Source organism: Lysinibacillus phoenicis (assembly GCF_047238325.1).
Lineage (GTDB): Bacteria > Bacillota > Bacilli > Bacillales_A > Planococcaceae > Lysinibacillus > Lysinibacillus irui.
Genome location: NZ_JBDFMP010000002.1, coordinates 1127769 through 1144711 on the forward strand (window position 1 = coordinate 1127769; position 16943 = coordinate 1144711).

General features: G+C 37.6%; 20 protein-coding genes. 9 read left to right on the forward strand and 11 right to left on the reverse strand.

Annotated elements, in window-relative coordinates; all coding sequences use genetic code 11:
• The first annotated feature begins 47 nt into the window (after positions 1-47).
• Together ABC382_RS24785 and ABC382_RS07175 are read left to right on the forward strand one after the other, a co-directional pair.
• On the forward strand, positions 48-236 hold the full coding sequence (locus ABC382_RS24785; RefSeq protein WP_274796548.1) for a hypothetical protein: 189 nt from the start codon (positions 48-50) through the stop codon (positions 234-236).
• A gap of 306 nt (positions 237-542) precedes the next feature.
• Positions 543-1160, forward strand: a complete 618-nt coding sequence (locus ABC382_RS07175; protein ID WP_274796546.1) for a C40 family peptidase — start codon at positions 543-545, stop codon at positions 1158-1160.
• Between the two features lie 304 nt (positions 1161-1464).
• Here ABC382_RS07175 and ABC382_RS07180 read toward each other — a convergent pair whose 3' ends face one another.
• Together ABC382_RS07180 and ABC382_RS07185 are read right to left on the reverse strand one after the other, a co-directional pair.
• The gene (locus tag ABC382_RS07180) at positions 1465-2655 is read right to left on the reverse strand and encodes an MFS transporter (RefSeq protein WP_274796545.1); all 1191 of its coding nucleotides are present in this window, start codon (positions 2653-2655) and stop codon (positions 1465-1467) included.
• Between the two features lie 5 nt (positions 2656-2660).
• A complete protein-coding gene (locus tag ABC382_RS07185) occupies positions 2661-3059 on the reverse strand; it encodes a MarR family winged helix-turn-helix transcriptional regulator (RefSeq protein ID WP_274796544.1) in 399 nt (132 codons plus the stop codon).
• 155 nt (positions 3060-3214) lie between these two features.
• Between ABC382_RS07185 and ABC382_RS07190 the strand changes: the two genes are divergently transcribed.
• Positions 3215-3769 (forward strand): DJ-1/PfpI family protein, encoded by a 555-nt coding sequence (locus ABC382_RS07190; RefSeq protein ID WP_322605699.1) that lies wholly within the window; start codon positions 3215-3217, stop codon positions 3767-3769.
• A 34-nt stretch (positions 3770-3803) separates the two neighbouring features.
• Here the strand turns inward: ABC382_RS07190 and ABC382_RS07195 are convergent, their stop codons facing one another.
• The 5 genes from ABC382_RS07195 to ABC382_RS07215 form a co-directional block, all read right to left on the reverse strand.
• Positions 3804-4130, reverse strand: coding sequence for a DUF3889 domain-containing protein (locus ABC382_RS07195; protein ID WP_312507114.1), 327 nt, complete (start codon positions 4128-4130; stop codon positions 3804-3806).
• A gap of 76 nt (positions 4131-4206) precedes the next feature.
• The gene (locus ABC382_RS07200) at positions 4207-4338 is read right to left on the reverse strand and encodes a hypothetical protein (RefSeq protein ID WP_274796540.1); all 132 of its coding nucleotides are present in this window, start codon (positions 4336-4338) and stop codon (positions 4207-4209) included.
• Between the two features lie 14 nt (positions 4339-4352).
• Positions 4353-4577 carry a hypothetical protein gene (locus ABC382_RS07205; RefSeq protein WP_274796539.1) on the reverse strand — a complete coding sequence of 75 codons (225 nt, stop codon included), beginning with the start codon at positions 4575-4577 and terminating at the stop codon, positions 4353-4355.
• Between the two features lie 126 nt (positions 4578-4703).
• Positions 4704-5540: a type II pantothenate kinase gene (gene coaW / locus ABC382_RS07210; protein WP_274796538.1), complete on the reverse strand. Its 837-nt coding sequence runs from the start codon at positions 5538-5540 to the stop codon at positions 4704-4706.
• A 405-nt stretch (positions 5541-5945) separates the two neighbouring features.
• Entirely contained in the window at positions 5946-6680 is a 735-nt protein-coding gene (locus tag ABC382_RS07215; protein ID WP_274796537.1) for an SDR family NAD(P)-dependent oxidoreductase, read from the reverse strand.
• 225 nt (positions 6681-6905) lie between these two features.
• On the opposite strand from ABC382_RS07215, the gene ABC382_RS07220 reads away from it, so the two are divergent.
• Positions 6906-7727 (forward strand): squalene/phytoene synthase family protein, encoded by an 822-nt coding sequence (locus ABC382_RS07220; RefSeq protein WP_322606286.1) that lies wholly within the window; start codon positions 6906-6908, stop codon positions 7725-7727.
• Between the two features lie 42 nt (positions 7728-7769).
• On the opposite strand, the gene ABC382_RS07225 is transcribed toward ABC382_RS07220, so the two are convergent.
• A complete protein-coding gene (locus tag ABC382_RS07225; protein WP_322610495.1) occupies positions 7770-8258 on the reverse strand; it encodes a metal-dependent hydrolase in 489 nt (162 codons plus the stop codon).
• Between the two features lie 245 nt (positions 8259-8503).
• Here ABC382_RS07225 and ABC382_RS07230 point away from each other — a divergent pair, with 245 nt between their 5' ends.
• Positions 8504-9130 (forward strand): nitroreductase family protein, encoded by a 627-nt coding sequence (locus ABC382_RS07230; RefSeq protein ID WP_322606288.1) that lies wholly within the window; start codon positions 8504-8506, stop codon positions 9128-9130.
• A 340-nt stretch (positions 9131-9470) separates the two neighbouring features.
• The gene (locus ABC382_RS07235) at positions 9471-9962 is read left to right on the forward strand and encodes a hypothetical protein (protein ID WP_322606289.1); all 492 of its coding nucleotides are present in this window, start codon (positions 9471-9473) and stop codon (positions 9960-9962) included.
• A gap of 27 nt (positions 9963-9989) precedes the next feature.
• On the opposite strand, the gene ABC382_RS07240 is transcribed toward ABC382_RS07235, so the two are convergent.
• Positions 9990-11051, reverse strand: a complete 1062-nt coding sequence (locus ABC382_RS07240; RefSeq protein ID WP_322606290.1) for a DUF1835 domain-containing protein — start codon at positions 11049-11051, stop codon at positions 9990-9992.
• Positions 11052-11191: 140 nt separating this feature from the next.
• On the opposite strand from ABC382_RS07240, the gene ABC382_RS07245 reads away from it, so the two are divergent.
• Positions 11192-12361 carry a pyridoxal-phosphate-dependent aminotransferase family protein gene (locus ABC382_RS07245; RefSeq protein WP_322610494.1) on the forward strand — a complete coding sequence of 390 codons (1170 nt, stop codon included), beginning with the start codon at positions 11192-11194 and terminating at the stop codon, positions 12359-12361.
• A gap of 292 nt (positions 12362-12653) precedes the next feature.
• Here the strand turns inward: ABC382_RS07245 and dsdA are convergent, their stop codons facing one another.
• Complete coding sequence (dsdA, locus tag ABC382_RS07250; RefSeq protein WP_322610493.1) at positions 12654-13976, reverse strand: D-serine ammonia-lyase; 1323 nt, start codon at positions 13974-13976, stop codon at positions 12654-12656.
• Positions 13966-14439, reverse strand: a complete 474-nt coding sequence (locus tag ABC382_RS07255) for a YaiI/YqxD family protein (RefSeq protein ID WP_274796525.1) — start codon at positions 14437-14439, stop codon at positions 13966-13968. Before ABC382_RS07255 ends, dsdA begins: the two co-directional genes overlap by 11 nt.
• Before the next feature lie 175 nt (positions 14440-14614).
• Between ABC382_RS07255 and gdhA the strand changes: the two genes are divergently transcribed.
• Together gdhA and ABC382_RS07265 are read left to right on the forward strand one after the other, a co-directional pair.
• Positions 14615-15988 (forward strand): NADP-specific glutamate dehydrogenase, encoded by a 1374-nt coding sequence (gene gdhA, locus ABC382_RS07260; RefSeq protein WP_274796524.1) that lies wholly within the window; start codon positions 14615-14617, stop codon positions 15986-15988.
• Positions 15989-16204: 216 nt separating this feature from the next.
• On the forward strand, positions 16205-16891 hold the full coding sequence (locus ABC382_RS07265; RefSeq protein WP_274796523.1) for a phosphoribosylaminoimidazolesuccinocarboxamide synthase: 687 nt from the start codon (positions 16205-16207) through the stop codon (positions 16889-16891).
• Positions 16892-16943: the final 52 nt, after the last annotated feature.

The window sequence follows — 16943 nt, forward strand, 5'->3', positions numbered from 1 at the left end:
CCAAATGGCCTTTGTAACAAGATGAATCGCTTCAAAGGCGATTTGCAATGAGAAAAGAAGTAAACCTACTCACAGCTTGCGAGGCCGGGGCGGTTTACTTTTTTTGTGTAAAAGTAAATGACAATGCAATGACCGAAACTATAAGTGTTGAGAAACTTATAGAAACCATTATTGCTTCAAAAATAGTCATTGGCATCAACTCCTTTCTCTTCAATAAGTTGAATGAGATAGGTTAAAATTGTGCCAACCGCCCATGAAACCTCTATCTAGTTACCTCTCTATTATACCATATTTGACCACCAATTCCCTTTTCATACCAACAAAAATGTTCCATCTGATGATAGCATATTTTTCAAATTGCCAAGATAGAACATACATGCAATTGGTAATTCTACCCTACGAATGCCCTAGAGAATTAGAAAAAAACAGTACCTCACTCTAAAAACGACTCCACATTGTTATTTAATTGACATCCACCTGTAATACTACAATGTTATAATCAAATTCGTATCAAATTGTAACTTTATAGGAGGAATTAAAGCATGAAGAGCAATAAAAAGTATAGATGGGGCATGAAGTTAGCGGCATTGGCATTAAGCTCATCCGTACTTTTTTCAACAGTAGAATCAGCATCAGCTGCAACCTATACCGTTCAGTCCGGCGATTCTTTATGGAAGATTGCCACGCAACACGGTATTTCCTATCAAACATTAATGAACGCCAACCATTTATCGTCTTCCACGATTTATGTTGGACAAAAGTTGACAATCAATAAACAACTATCCTCAGTATCGAACACGACATCCAAGGTACTACAGGTAGCTAAACAGCAACTCGGTGTTAAATATACTTTCGGTGGAGCAAAGCCAAGTACAGGCTTTGACTGTTCTGGTTATATTACCTATGTCTTTAATCAGGCTGGTATTTCAACTCCACGCAAAACCGCTGCCGGTTTTTATCAGACAGCTAAAAAAGTAAGTACCCCTCAAATCGGAGATATCGTGTTTTTTGCAAATACATATAAGGCAGGCATCTCACACGCAGGCATTTATATTGGTAATAATCAAATGATTAATGCGAGTAATAGTGGTGTGAGTGTAGCCAACATTAATAGCACGTATTGGAAGAAGCATTTCGTAGGATATGGACGTTTGAAATAATAAAAAGTCAAAATTTTAGCAAAGGTTGTACAGTTAAAATAAATGTGCCCACTCTTCTAGAATAATTGACATTTGTGCTGCATGTTGATTGGAGTGGAGCCAGCGCCACTCCTAGGGGATTAGCGTCACAGATGAGACCCTGGAGCGAACGCAAGTGAGTGAAGCGGCTCATCGGACGCCCCCTGGAAAGGACGCTGGCGGAACGGAAATCAACCCCTCGCCTCGCTAAACGTTCTTTTACTGCTAGTAACATTTCTTATTGCAACAACATGAAAAAACAGTTGGGACTCCCCCAACTGTTTTTTTATAGATTGATCACTTTTTTTGGTTTTATTTTAGCTAAACGGATTAAATAAATAATAAAGACAACGCCAAGTAAGCATGCGCCTGATAAATAGACAGATGCATAGCCTGCTTGTACGGCTACCATTCCTAAAATATACGAGCCTAGGGCAATACCAAGGTCAAACATTGTAAAGTAAGTAGCGGTTGCGTATCCACTACGCTGAATAGCTGTTGATTGCACGGCTAATGCCTGCAAGCTTGTCGTCACAGAGCCGTAGCCAAAGCCTACAAAAATGGCTGCACATAAAAATAACACGGGACCTTCTACAAATGCGAGCATGACCAGTCCGATAGCAAAAGAAATGATACCTGGAATAATCACAAATTGCGGTCCCTTTGTATCATAGAGTTTTCCTGTAAATGGTCGTGTAATAAGCATGGCTGCCGCAAACACAGCATAAAAGAGACTAGCTACAGCCATTAAATCCTTTTGCTGTGCATAGACCGATAAAAAAGATAAGACACTTGCATAAGAAAATGCCACTAAGCTAGCAATTGCTGCTACCGGGAGTGCCTTCCGTTCAAATAGATCATTAAATTTAAAGGTTAATTTCCCTTCATGGGCAGGTTTCGGTAAATCATCGGTATTGACCGTTAATGCTAAAATACCTCCTGCTAAAATACAAATACTCATGACAATGAATAATACATTAAACGTGCTGTATTGTATTAATAGTAAGCCAATAAATGGCCCTATTACGACAGCTAGATTTGTAGACATTGTAAAATAGCCTAAGCCTGCACCTTTTCGTTTAGCGGGAACAATATCTGCTGCTAATGACCCTGCAGCTGTAGTAATAATACTAAAGAAAATCCCTTGAATAAAGCGAAGACCTAGTAAAAGTCCAAATGGATGTACGAATAAATATAAGACAGTACAAATAAAATAGCCCACGATCGATAGGACTAGCAATTTCTTCTTACCAAATACATCTAGTAGTTTCCCTGAAAACGGACGTACAATAATGGCTGATAATAAAAAGCCTGACAATAATAGTCCCGCTTCCTTATCTGTCTGGTGGAGCTCACCTATGGCATAAAGTGGCAAAGTCGTTACCAGTCCATAAAAAACAAAAAATACCGAGATATTTGTTAAAAAGAGACTGATGAAACGCTTCGTCCATATTTGTGTATTTTCTTCTTGCTGCATGTTAATCAACCTTTCATTTTTTCCAGTAACTTAATAAATTGTTGCTGTTCCTCGGCAGTTAGTGAGCCCACCATTTCTTCCTCAAATGCTAAAATGGTTGCTGTGATTGCTGGTAAACGTTCCACAGCTTGTGCAGTTAAGGTCACAATTTTTTCTCGCTTATCCACTCCATCTAATCGTTGGACCCAGCCTAACGCCTCAAGTCGTGTAATAGCTCTTGTGATACTTGGCGCTTCTACATTTAAATATTTCCAAATTTGCGTTAACGTCATAGGGCCGTTTTTATGTAGGCAATATAAAATAGTCCATTGTGAGCTATATAATTGATGCTGCTTCAACACTTCATTTAAGCAGTTGGTTAAATACCGGCTTTTTTGGAATAAAGCATGGAATATGGGATTCATGATTCTACCTCCTAAAAAATTATTTACCTAGCTAAATAAATACTATACGCTTCCTTTTTTTCTTTGTAAAGTCTGTCATTTCGAAAGGTTAGCAGGAAATTTTTTGCATGTGTCGAATAAAGCTAGTAGATTCACTATGTAAAGGAGATGGAATGATGGGGAAAAAAGTTTTAATATTAGCAGGAGATGCAGTAGAGGCTTTAGAGGTTTTTTATCCTTATTATCGTTGTCGAGAAGCAGGCTATGATGTCACAATTGCAGCACCTTCAGCAAAAAAATTACAAACTGTATTACACGATTTCGTCGAAGGCGTCGATACATACATCGAGCGTCCTGCCTATGGTTTAGAGGCACATACTTCTTTTGCAGATGTTGATCCAACACAATTTGATGGACTCATACTTCCAGGTGGGCGTGCGCCAGAATATATTCGCTTAAATGAGCATGTGCCAGCATTAGTGAGCCACTTCTTTGAAACGAACAAACCGATTGCAGCAGTTTGTCACGCAGCACAAATTTTCGCGACCATTCCTGAAGTGTTAAAAGGACGAGAGCTTACTGCCTATATTGCCTGCAAGCCAGAGGTGCAAGTAGCAGGAGCAACTTATATTGATGCCAACCTCCATACAGATGGCAATTTAGTAAGTGGGCATGCATGGCCAGATTTACCAGGATTAATGCGTGAGTTTATTCATAAGCTAGAAGGATAAAGTACAAGGATGCCTAAAATTAGGCATCCTCTTTTTATGAAGAACTTTCTTGAAATTCAATTTTCTCCACTTCTTGCGTTGCGGTTAAATAGCTAATTTTTACATGGACACCAAATTCCTTGTCAGGTTGCTTGAGCCAAAGCTTAAATTTCTCAATTGTTGACAATCCATGTACTTCTTTGCCTTCATGCAAATAATCTACAATTTGGGCAGTAGGATATTTCGACTTTACCTCTTTGATGGCTAGTTGTCCCCATTTTGCATAGGCAGGCACTTCTTGTTGTGCATGTGCAGTCGACATAGGAAGCGGTAGAGAATGACTTACAAAAAGAAGTCCAAGCATGACAATAAATTTTTTCACTTCCATCTCTCCTTAGTGTATGAAGAGGCTAATAATGCAAAAAATAAGTGCTCCAAATGATTTGGAGCAACTTGATTTATTGTTTTGGCTGTTGAGGATTATTATGAATGACTTGGTTAAATTCTGCTGAATATTCCTCACGATCATTTTTTTTATGTGTATCTTCCTTCTTTTTCTTTTTAAAGCTTGTTTTACTCTTTTTTGCCATGTTCCATACCCCCGCTATTTTGTTTTATTAGACTGTTGGTTTTTATCATGATTCGTTTTATTATCTTTATTTTTGGCCTTCGCATCAAATTCTGCTGCAAACTCTTCGTTCAAGTTGTCATTCGGATTGTTATTATTGCTATTACTGCGATCGAGGTCTTTGCTTTTGTAGGTACCAAATGGATTATGCGTTCTCATATTCATTGTTTTACTGTTGTTTCGATTATTACGCTTGCCCACGTAACTTCACCTCCTACATGTAATTTGTTCAGCTAGAGACGTTTTAATGTAGGTAAGTTTCTTCGCTAATTGTAAAAAAAATGAACATGACTAATCTACGTTAGTCATGTTCATTCTCATCTGTCTCTAGACAATTGTATATTCCGTTATATTAAGCAATGCTCCGACTGCTCCTGAAAAGCCATGATCGTTAATAAAGACAGGTGTATGTTTCTTTGTGCGTGTATAATTGGCAATTACTCGGGCAAGATGATCATTATTACTAAGTGTTGAACCAATATAAACAATATGCTGAACATTTTTCTCTTCTGCATATTGAATACTGAGTGTTGTGATGACTTCACCAACAAGTCCCTGTACGGTCGCAATAATATCTTCAGCGGGATGCTTCATTGACTGAGTTATACCCACTTTTCCAAAATTACTAGCAGTTAAATGACCATCAATTGGTGTATCCATCCCTTGATATATATCCTTCACCAATAAATCAATACTTTCACGATTGCCATTGGCAGCCATTTCTCGTATTTCATTATAATCTGTAATGCCTGTTGTAAGCGCTGACAAACCTATTAATGTCCCACCACCAACGCCTGTCCCTCCAACGCGAATATGGGTATTGTCTTCCATGTAATGAATGGAGGTACCTGTTCCAATATTCGTAATCATACTACGCTCAAAAAAGTACCCTTCTTTATTTAATAAAAATCGGACACCCTTTAATGTTGCTTCAAATTCCACTATATAATGAATCGATTTCATTGTTTTAATGACATCAAGTAATTGTTCTGTACGTCCCCCCGTAACACCAATATCCTCAATATCTGGATGATCAATAATCCAAGATTTCACAGATTGCAAATCATTAGACGGAAAGGTTGTTAAAACAAGTTCATTGTTTTGATCTAAATAGGCAACCTTCGTTAATGTGCCACCTGCATCAATACCTATAGCCTTTGGCATACAATTCTCCTTTGTGTTTATTACGTAACTTCCTATGACGGTTTACGCGATGATTCAGGCAATTACGACCATAATGCCTCTTTGGTGTCATGGATTTTGCAAGGAGTTTTTTGTGCCAAAATCCTGACCAATACATTCGTTCATTCAAAAGCTAAATGCTTAGTACAATCCCCCAAAATCGTGTTATGACATTTTCGCCCTTTCTAAACTTTAACGCTGTTGAAATGATTGTGCAATAACTTCGTAAACTTTCATGAAAAAATCACGAAAAATATCAAAATATTTCTAATGGACAGCTGTTTTTTGACGAATTTCTATAGCTTTATCATCATTCTACTAGAAAAACAAAAAAAGTGAAAATGCACTGCTTGAGCAGGCATTTCCACTTTCATCATACATGTTTTATTAACGAGCTGAATAACCACCATCAATAACAAGCTCCGCACCTGTGATATAAGAAGCCTCATCTGATGCTAAAAATAAGATAGCATTCGCCACTTCTTCAGGTTGACCTAAACGACCCATTGGTGTCGCTCTTACTAGCATGTCCATCGCTTCTTTTGCTTCTGATAATTTAGCCGTCATTGGTGTCTCAATAACGCCTGGGAAAACAGTATTGACACGAACATTGAACGCACCTAGTTCTGACGCAGCTGCACGAGCAATAGCACGTAAAGATCCTTTAGAAGCTGTGTAAGCATTGAATCCTGCGCCTATAATCGCTGTGTAAGACGATGTATTTACAATGGAGCCTTTTCCCGCTTCCTTCATATAATTAGAAGCATGTTTAATACCGAGGAATGGACCAAAAGCGTTGATATTATGCATAAGTGACCAATCGGATTGTGTAATTTGATCGGGTCCCTTTTCAGATGAAATACCAGCATTGTTAATTAAAATATCAATACGACCATATTTGTCGACAATCGCTTTTGTTACTTCTGCCCAGTTTTCGTCAGAAGAAACATCTAATTTCATTCCCTCTACATTGTCTACCTCAGAAATTTTTGCTAGGTTTTCTTCATTAATATCAGCTGCAATTACTGTAGCGCCCTCTTGTGCAAACAATTTAGCCATCGCTGCGCCCATACCAGAAGCTCCACCAGTAATCATAGCAATTTTATTATTTAAACGTCCCATTTCTTTCAACTTCCTCTCTTTGACATGTATGTTGTACTAACATAAATCTATACTTTCTGACCACATAAAAGGTATAGATTTAAATAGTTTACTATTAAACTATATCATTTTTAGTAAACGTTTTCAAAGAATATCGCTTTAAAAATGAACAATCTGTTTTATCTTTCCCTATTTTTACGATACGATATACTATAGATGTGGAACCATTTGAACGGAGGAATACGAGTGAAAGATCAAAAAAGACTTTACAAAGAAGCGATGCAGGTTTTAAAAGATACAAGCCGCACGTTTTATATACCGATTACTTTTTTAAAAAATGATTTAAAAGTATCAGTAGCTGCTGCCTATTTAGCTATGCGTGCCATTGATGAAATTGAAGATCATGAAGAGCTTTCAAATGATGTGAAATTTGATTTACTAACAACAACGAGTGAATTATTAAAAGATTCATTTAATGAAGAGGCTTATCAAGCATTATTAGCTCCATATGCTGATCAGCTTCCTGAAGTAACACTGCGTTTAGCAGATTGGCTAACGTTTTGCCCGGAAGAATCACGCAAAATTGTCCAAGCTTCCACAAGTGAAATGGCTTTTGGTATGGCGAAATGGGCTAAGGCCAATTGGCAAGTACGTACACGTGAGGATTTAGATGACTATACATACTACGTGGCAGGGCTTGTAGGGACGATGTTGTCTGAGCTTTGGGCGTGGGGTGCAGACGTTAAAACGGATCGTGAGTTAGCGATTGGCTATGGTCGAGGGCTTCAGGCCGTCAACATCTTACGAAATCAACATGAGGATTTAGATGAACGTGGGGTTAGCTTTGTTCCCGAAGGTTGGACACGTGAGGATTTATTTGCCTATGCTGAAGAAAATTTAGCTAAAGCAGATCTATATATGAAAGATATTAATAAACGTACAATTCTATTGTTCTGTCGTTTACCACTTGCCCTAGCTCATAAAACTTTAAAGGCTATGCAAGAAGGTCGTGAAAAAATGACACGTGCCGAGGTAGAGCAAACAGTGGAAGAGGTTCAAGCTGACTAATATGATGAAGCCCCAGTAAATTTATACTGGGGCTCTCCTTATTTATATAGAATAAATAAATCTTGCAATCAATTCATAGCTCAAATAGATGGACAGCATTGACAATAACATAAGCACGATCCCCTCCACCTTACTACCAGTTTTCGTCGTCAGTGGAAAACGAATGGATACAGACGCGGGGAAAAATAGTTTAACTCCCTTCTTAGTGCACATATCAAGCACAATATGACTTGCCATCCCAACAATAACTCCAATAGAAATGGCTCTATAAGGAATCAACGTATGTAATACCAACATCACTAACAATAGAAAAAGTAAGCTATGTGTAAAGGAACGATGCCCAAACACAGTATTGACAAGTTTCGCTATGATAGGAAAAGTTCGACCAATTTTACTACCTCTATGACATATATCTGGAAGTAATGCTCCGATAACACCTGCACCTACTAAGACAAGTGGGTTATCATTTGAAAACTGTGCAAAGGCAAGACTTGCAGTGATGCCCCCAACAATATGGGTATTCCCTTGCATAAATTACTTCCACTCCTTCTCTCTCTCTATTTTTCCTTATTAATGTAACACATTATCTCGTAAAAGGGAACATATATTCCGAACATACGATCGAGAACTTTAAACCTTAGCGCTAATTATAGCAATGGGAAGAAATCACAGAGTTATTGAATTCAAGATTCTCAAATTCAAGCAATTCACTTGGAAAATCAATCCCTTTATCGTATAGTAAAAAATGCATTACACAAACGAAGGAGATTGGAATTATGACAGTGACTAAAAGTTATCTAAATAAAATTATGCATGACCGTAAATCTGTTCGCAAATACGATGAAAATTATAAAATTCCTCAAGAACAATTAGAACAATTGCTTACAGAAGCAACGTCTGCTCCATCCTCTAGTAACATGCAGCCTTGGCGCTTTTTAGTCATTCAAGACGAGGCAACAAAAAAAGAGCTACGTGCTATTGCCAACAATCAAGAACAGGTTGAAACTTCCTCCGCTATTATTGCCGTTTTAGGTGATACAAAAATGTACGAGAATGCAGAGGCTATCTATACAAAAAATTTTGATCTAGGCTATATCAATGAAGCAACAAGGGATTTAATGATCAATAACTCTATAAACTTGTATTCTCAGCTTCCACAAGAAGTTTTAAAAAATATCGTGACATTCGATGCAGGTCTGATTTCCATGCAAATCATGCTATTAGCAAAAGATATGGGTTATGATACCGTTCCGATGGGTGGATTTAATAAAGAAGCCTTCGCAAAACGCTTTGAATTAGCCGATCATATTGTACCTATTATTTTAATCGCCATTGGCAAGGCTTCCGCTCCTGCTTACAATTCTTCTCGTATCGAGCTAGAGCATATTGCTAAATTTATTTAATTCAGTCGAAAAAATCACCTCACTTTAACGTAAGGTGATTTTTTTTGCATTTTATGAACCCCCTCCATCATAGGATAGTAATGTTTTCTATAGGGGAAACATTGAAAAACACAATTCGCTAAAAATAATTCTCCAAAACTAGCATACTCTTTCCATAAAGGATATTTTTTGCATTTTTGCATTTACTACTCAAAAAATCATCATCAACATTTTAGAAAAAGCGAATGTCCTAGTACATTTGTGCGATTTTCACTAAGTATCTTATAAAAATTGTTGTAGATTTACCACTTTAGGATTGTTATTATTAGGAGGTATTTTTTTATGAAAGGAGGTTTTACTGATGAACTATAATGATTCGTATTATTACAATGATTTTGATGCAGCCATGGGTGGTTTATTTATTATATTTATTTTAGCAGCTCTTGCTTTAGGTTTAATCGCCTATATTATTAGTGCACTAATTTATTTTATGACGTCTAAAACAAATGGTTTTGCAGATGTAGCCTATATCGCTTGGATTCCTATTATTAATGTATACAGTCTTTTCCTGCTGACAGCTAGTGGCGATAGCCGAGAAACAGTACGTGCCACAGCTTTAAAAAATACGCTCATTTATGCGGGCTTGATCATCGTTTCGTTTATACCTATTATTGGCATACTTGCTTCTTTAGGTGCAGCAGGCTTTACATTATACTTCTCCTACCGATTATTTTATCGTTGGTGTGGAGAATCAGGGAAAGCCGTGCTTTATACAATTCTAATGATTATAACAGGCGGCTTATTCTTTGCTATTTATGGTTTAATGCGTATGAACAGACCATTTGTTGCCTAATAAACCGTTCAAAAACCTCTTCATGCCTTAATGCTGAAGAGGTTTTTGGCGCATTTTTACTTGATAATGGTGCATAGATTTAGGGATGCCTTTTAATTCAAATACACCACTGTACACTAAATAACGAATTCTATATTCAAGAAAGAAGATATTTGGAGGAGCCTCCATTTTAGTTAAAAGCTCTGAAATGAGTGCCCCTGTTTGAATATAATCGATGGTTCCTTGCTGCTGATGAAGTTGTTCTAGCCTTGTTATTATCAATGAATCATAGGCGTTCACTGGAACCGCCTGAATTTGTTGATGCAACCAGAGGCGTAACACCTCTTTTGTCCTCGCTAAACGTTCCCATTGCTGCTGAAATAATAGATGTGCATTAGCAGACAAGCTTATTTTGTCATACTGTTCTACATTCCAATGCCGATTGCTAACACGCTCTTCCCCAGTATTGATAAGATAGATTTCATTCGTTTTTTCACGTAATAAATAAAGGAAAAATCTAAGTCCACATTGTTCTTCTATATTGTCTCCATACCATATGTAAATTGGTAAATGACGCGGAATATCCTGTATTTCTCTTATCGTATTCATGAAATGATGATAATTCACAAAATCATCCATACCATCATTTATATTTTCCATTAACCATTCATGGCGAAATGCCTGTCCTCTTTTTTCATCAAGCTTCCATAACGGACCTATAGACAAATCATCTGGAAACCCTATTACATATTTCGGCGGTGCAAGTGCTACTCGTAGTGAGCCTGCTACGGATTCGGAACAGACAATATGTACCATTGGGGCTGTCGTTGTTGTCAAAACTTTCTGTTGTTGAATGGTATCATTAATAATGTCTACAAAAAGATTAAGATGATCTTGCTCTACCATCAAAGTCCATCCCTCCTTTGGACTGCTTCGTTCATGTCGAAAAGCAGCAAATGATTCAAATGGTTGAAGTTCATATGCCTCCCATTTCCCTCTCTCCACCACATCATCTATCGTGATATAATTTAATGTTTGAATTTTATAAACCAACACCTGATTTGCTTCGTACAAAAAGTAGATAAATGGATAATGCCTCATTGTCTCCATAGCTTTGACTCCTTTTAGGAAATTGTATCATAATGACAATCTCTTCCATCATTTTTCAAAAATATAGCTAGCAGATATAATAATTATGTTATGATTATAGTTAGAAAATTTAGAATTTCTTTCAAAGGGGACTGATATTTGTGTATGATAATATTTTAAGACATCCTGGGCCAACACCTATTCCAAAAAAGGTTCAGCTTGCGATGAATCGTGATATTTTTAGTCATCGAAGCGCTGAATTTGTGGAATTATATCGAGAAACAGTCGAATTAGTAAAACCTATTTTTGGGACAAAGCAAGATATTTTACTACTCCCATCAGGTGGCACAGCTGCTCTAGAGGCAGCTGCGGTGAATACGGTTTCAGCTGGTGAACATGTGGTCGTTGTTACAGTTGGAGCTTTTGGTGACTATTTTGTTTCGATTTGTGAAAAATACGGCTTTAACGTACATAAGCTTGAAAAAGAATGGGGTCAAGCTTGCACGGCTAATGAGTTACGGGATTTCTTACAGCCATTAAAGGATATTAAGGCTGTTTTTATCACATACAATGAAACTTCCACTGGTATTTTAAACCCGATCGCTGAATTGGCACAGGTCGTTCGTGAAGAAACAGCTGCATTATGTATCGTCGATGGTGTAAGTTGCATTGGTGGTGCTACTGCTGAGATGGATGCTTGGGGAGTCGATATTCTTGTTACAGGTTCTCAAAAGGCGATGATGTTGCCACCAGGGCTTTCTCTTGTTAGCGTAAGTGAAAGAGCTTGGCAAATCATAGAAAAAAATAAAACCCCATCCTATTATTTAAATTTATTGAGCTATCGTAGCTGGGCAGAAAAAGGGATGACGCCAAATACGCCTACTATCACACTTATCTATGGACTTCATGAGGTTTGTAAGCTAATCGAGCAGGAAGGTGGCTTTGATACAACTGTTGCCCGACATGAATTAATGAAAAACATGGTCCGTAATGCGATGAAAGCACTGAACATTGACCTTTTAACTGACGATGAGTATGCATCCCCGACAATTACAGCGATCATGGCTCCAAAAGGGATTGATCTCAATGATTTCTTAACACATTTAAAACAGCATTATCATTTAGATTTCGCTGGAGGGCTTGGTCATTTACAAGGGAAAATTTTCAGATTTGGTCATATGGGCTATTGTTTCCCTAGCGATGTATTACAGGCAGTTTCATTAATGGAAGCAGCACTTCAAGACTTTTCCTATGATTTTGAGCCAGGTGCTGGTGTGCGAGCAGCTCATGAAGTATTTTTAAGTGCTCAGCGAAAACAGCTACAGCGATAATTATTAAGGTTTCTACACATAAGTTAAAAAAATGTGTATAAAAAATAAGTATTGACCCATACTATTAACGATTTCACTTCAAATCCAATGACTAGGAGGGTTAACCCGATGAGTGGGATGGATTGCAAACTCTGAAGGTCCAACAAAACTGAATGTAGCTAAAGCACGGTTGTCTTATTTTTAAGATACAATGCGAAAGCGAGGCAGTGTGTCATGGAGCATTTAAAGTAAGTGAGAATCAAGCCTAGAAAGAAATTTCTAGGCTTTTTTAATGCCTATAAATAGTTAATGGTTATAATGTTGTCTGTTTTAAATAGTCCTCACGCATTTCCTTCGGCACCATACTTCCACCTGTCGCCCATACAATATGAGTAGCTTGCTCCATTTTGTCGGTTAAATGATGCTTTTCTAAATATTTTTGCCCGTTTTTCATTAACTGGATCGGTCCAAACATTCCTGCATGTGCGGATGGCTCTAAAAATAGCTCCTCAGACTCCATTGCTAATGCTAGTGAAGTAAATAATTCCTCATCTTTTACCGTATAACATCCGCTAATATACGTGTCCATTACTTTTCCAACGAATTTAGAGGCACGACCGACTGCTAGACCGTCTGCTTCCGTCTTATTGTCTAAGCCAATATCCTCTACACTAATTTCATCATGTAAACCTGTCATTAAGCCTAGCGTCATACAAGGAGATGCGACGGGTTCTGCAAAGAAAATATGCACATGCTCGCCGAATAGTTCTCGCAGTCCATAGGCAACCCCACCTGGCCCTCCACCTACACCACATGGTAAATAAACAAACAAAGGATGCGCTGAATTGACTGTTATATTAGCCTTTTCTAATTGACCTTTTAAACGCTTTGCGGCTACTGCATAGCCTGCGAATAAATCCTTTGAGTTTTCATCATCAATGAAATGGCACATTGGATCTTGTATAGCTTCTTGTCGGCCCTGTTCTACCGCCACACTGTAATCAGCCTCATATTCAATCACTGTCGCTCCCTTTTCTCGTAGCAAGTCTTTTTTCCATTTCTTGGCGTCGCTCGACATATGTACTACGACATTAAAGCCGAGCTTCTTGCCCATAATGCCGATACTTAAACCTAAATTTCCTGTAGAGCCTACTGCAATTGTATAGTGTCGGAAAAATGATTGAAATGCCTCTGTAGCTAAGACTACATAATCATCCTCTACTTTAAGCTTTCCACTTGCCAAAGCAAGCCTTTCTGCGTGTTTTAATACTTCATAAATTCCTCCACGTGCTTTGATTGATCCAGAAATCGGTAAATTATGATCACATTTTAACAGTAATTGGCCAGGTATTGAGACATCATACCGTTGTTCAAGGGCATTTTTCATCTCTGCCATTTCCTCAATAGTGGATTCAATCAGACCATCACTTTTTACAAGCTCAGGAAAGACTACTTTTAAATATGATGAAAAACGCTGCAATGTTTCTTCCGCATCCTCTACTTCAGACATAGTAAAGTGCATTGTCTTTGGTTTTTTCATCCGATTTGTATTTTCCCAGAAAACAGTATCCTTCTTTGCTAGTTCCTTCAGCTGTGGATATTGCTCCAATAGTTCGTGATTACGTTCATTTTTCACCTGTAGATTCCTCCATTTTATGAGCTAAAATTGCTCGTTCACAAATTTGTCGAAATTTCCTTTCGAACGAAATATTGTTTTCTTGTGTTCTTTTTTTAGGTCCCTTTGTTCGCCCACCTGCCCTTCTAATTTTTTGACCAACATGACGCATATCGAGCAAACGTTCGATATTTTCATCAGACATTTCTCGTCCATTTTGATCGATCGGATATCCACCTCTTGCTAAAACCATTGCTGCTAACCCGTAATCCTGTGTAATGACAATATCATGTTTTGAAAGCGCGTTCACAAGCGTAAAATCAACCGAATCCGGACCTTTCGGAACAGTAATTGTTATTACATTATCACGTTCAACACGGTGAGATGTATCGCAAAATAAGATAGTTTCTATCTCATATTCAGATGATATAGATAGCGCCAAATCCACTACTGGACAGGCATCAGCGTCTATTAGAACCTTCACAATAAAGCATCATTCCTTTCTCGAAATTAGATTAATTACTTAGTACATAATTATTTTAATATAATATTTTTCAGACCTCTCTTGCTCATTTCTTCACAAACTTACAAAGTATTTTATTGAATAGTTTGAAAAATAGATATACGATACACCTATCAACTAAATGGGGGTTTTAATTATGACAATTACAACTGTTAGCAATGAACAATTAGCAAAAGAATACGTTGATGGCGTATTTGAGCAGCTAAAACAACAGAACTGTCATCAAGCGGAATTTTTACAAGCGGCTGAAGAAATTTTCATCTCATTAGTGCCTGTATTCGCACAACATCCTGAATATATTCAGGCCAATATTTTATCTCGAATCGTTGAGCCTGATCGTATTATTTCCTTCCGTGTAGCTTGGCAAGATGATAACAATCAAGTGCAAGTAAATCGCGGTTATCGTGTTCAATACAGCAATGTGATGGGGCCTTATAAAGGCGGCCTTCGCTTCCACCCTTCCGTGAACGAATCCATCATTAAGTTCCTAGGCTTTGAGCAAATCTTTAAAAATGCGTTGACTGGGCAACCAATCGGTGGTGGTAAAGGTGGTTCGAACTTCGATCCGAAAGGTAAGTCAGACTCAGAAATCATGCGATTCTGCCAAGCATTCATGACTGAATTATACCGTCATATTGGTCCAGATGTCGATGTTCCTGCTGGTGATATTGGTGTAGGTGCTCGTGAAGTTGGCTATTTATGGGGCCAATACAAACGTTTAACAAAGGCAAATGAATCAGGTGTACTAACTGGTAAGACTCCTGGTTATGGTGGCTCTTTAGCACGTAAAGAGGCAACTGGCTACGGTACAGTTTATTTTGTCAACGAAATGTTAAAAGATGCAAATGATTCATTCGAAGGAAAAACAGTAGTTGTTTCTGGTTCTGGTAACGTTTCTACTTATGCCATTGAAAAAGCACAACAATATGGTGCAAAAGTGGTTGCTTGCTCTGACTCTTCAGGCTATATTTATGACCCTGAAGGCTTAGATTTAGCAGCTATTAAAGAAATTAAAGAAGTAAAAGGTGACCGTATTTCAACTTACGTTAATTACCGACCAAATGCTACTTTTACAGAAGGTTGTACAGGTATCTGGACAATTCCTTGTGATATTGCCCTACCATGTGCTACTCAAAACGAAATTAATGGTGAATCGGCTCGTACATTAATTTCAAATGGTGTGAAAGCTATCGGTGAAGGTGCCAATATGCCATCAGACCTGGAAGCAATCAATGAATTCCTAAATGCAGGTGTATTATTCGGTCCTGCTAAAGCAGCAAATGCTGGCGGTGTTGCTGTATCTGCTCTTGAAATGGCACAAGATTCAAGCCGCGTATTTTGGTCATTTGAAGAAGTAGATGCGAAACTTCATCAAATTATGAAAAATATTTATATGGACAGCAAAGCAGCAGCTGAAAAATATGGCTTCCCAGGTAATTTAGTAATGGGCGCAAACATCGCGGGCTTTATCAAAGTAGCTGATGGAATGCTTATGGAAGGTGTTTATTAATAGTATTTCTTTGTCATAGTTTCCTATAATCCAAATTCAAAATATTCTTAATTTCATATAAGGTGATAGCGAATATTCGTTATCACCTTATTTTTTATTAGGTATTCTGTTACAAAACATGTAAATAAACATTTAAAACGAACATTTTTATTATTAAATATTTAAAACATTCGTGTTATAATTTTAGAGTACTATGAAATATTGGAGGGTATTTTTGTGGAATTATTGTATACAGGGAAAACAAAAAATGTGTTCAAACTAGAAGATGGTCATTATTTATTAAAATTTAAAGACGATGTGACAGGAGAAAACGGTGTTTTTGACCCAGGTGCTAATACTGTTGGATTAACGATTGATGGCGCTGGTTTAGCAGGTTTACGCCTAACTTCCTATTTCTATTCCAAATTAAATGAACAAGGTGTTCCTACGCATTATGTAGACGCAAACTTTGAAGATGCAACGATGACAGTAAAACCTGCAACAGTTTTCGGGAACGGTTTGGAAGTTATTTGCCGCTTCAAAGCTGTTGGTTCATTCCTACGTCGCTACGGTGCCTATGTTAAAGAAGGACAAGATTTAGACTCCTTCGTAGAAGTAACCATTAAAGATGATGATCGACTAGATCCTCCTATTTCAGAAGATGCTTTAGCTATGTTAAACCTGTTAACTCACGAAGAATATGCTATTTTAAAACAACGTACAATTGAAATTTCTAAATTTGTTGCAGCCGAGCTTGCTAAAAAAGGTTTAACACTTTATGACATTAAACTAGAGTTTGGCCGCGATGCAAATACAAATGAGATTTTATTAATCGATGAAATCTCTGGTGGTAATATGCGTGCTTACAAAGGTGAGCAATACATCGAACCGCTTGAGCTAGAAAAATTGATGTTAGCTGAATAAAAATCCATTGCAAAAAAGAGTCGATCATTACGACTCTTTTTTATTTAGGGCG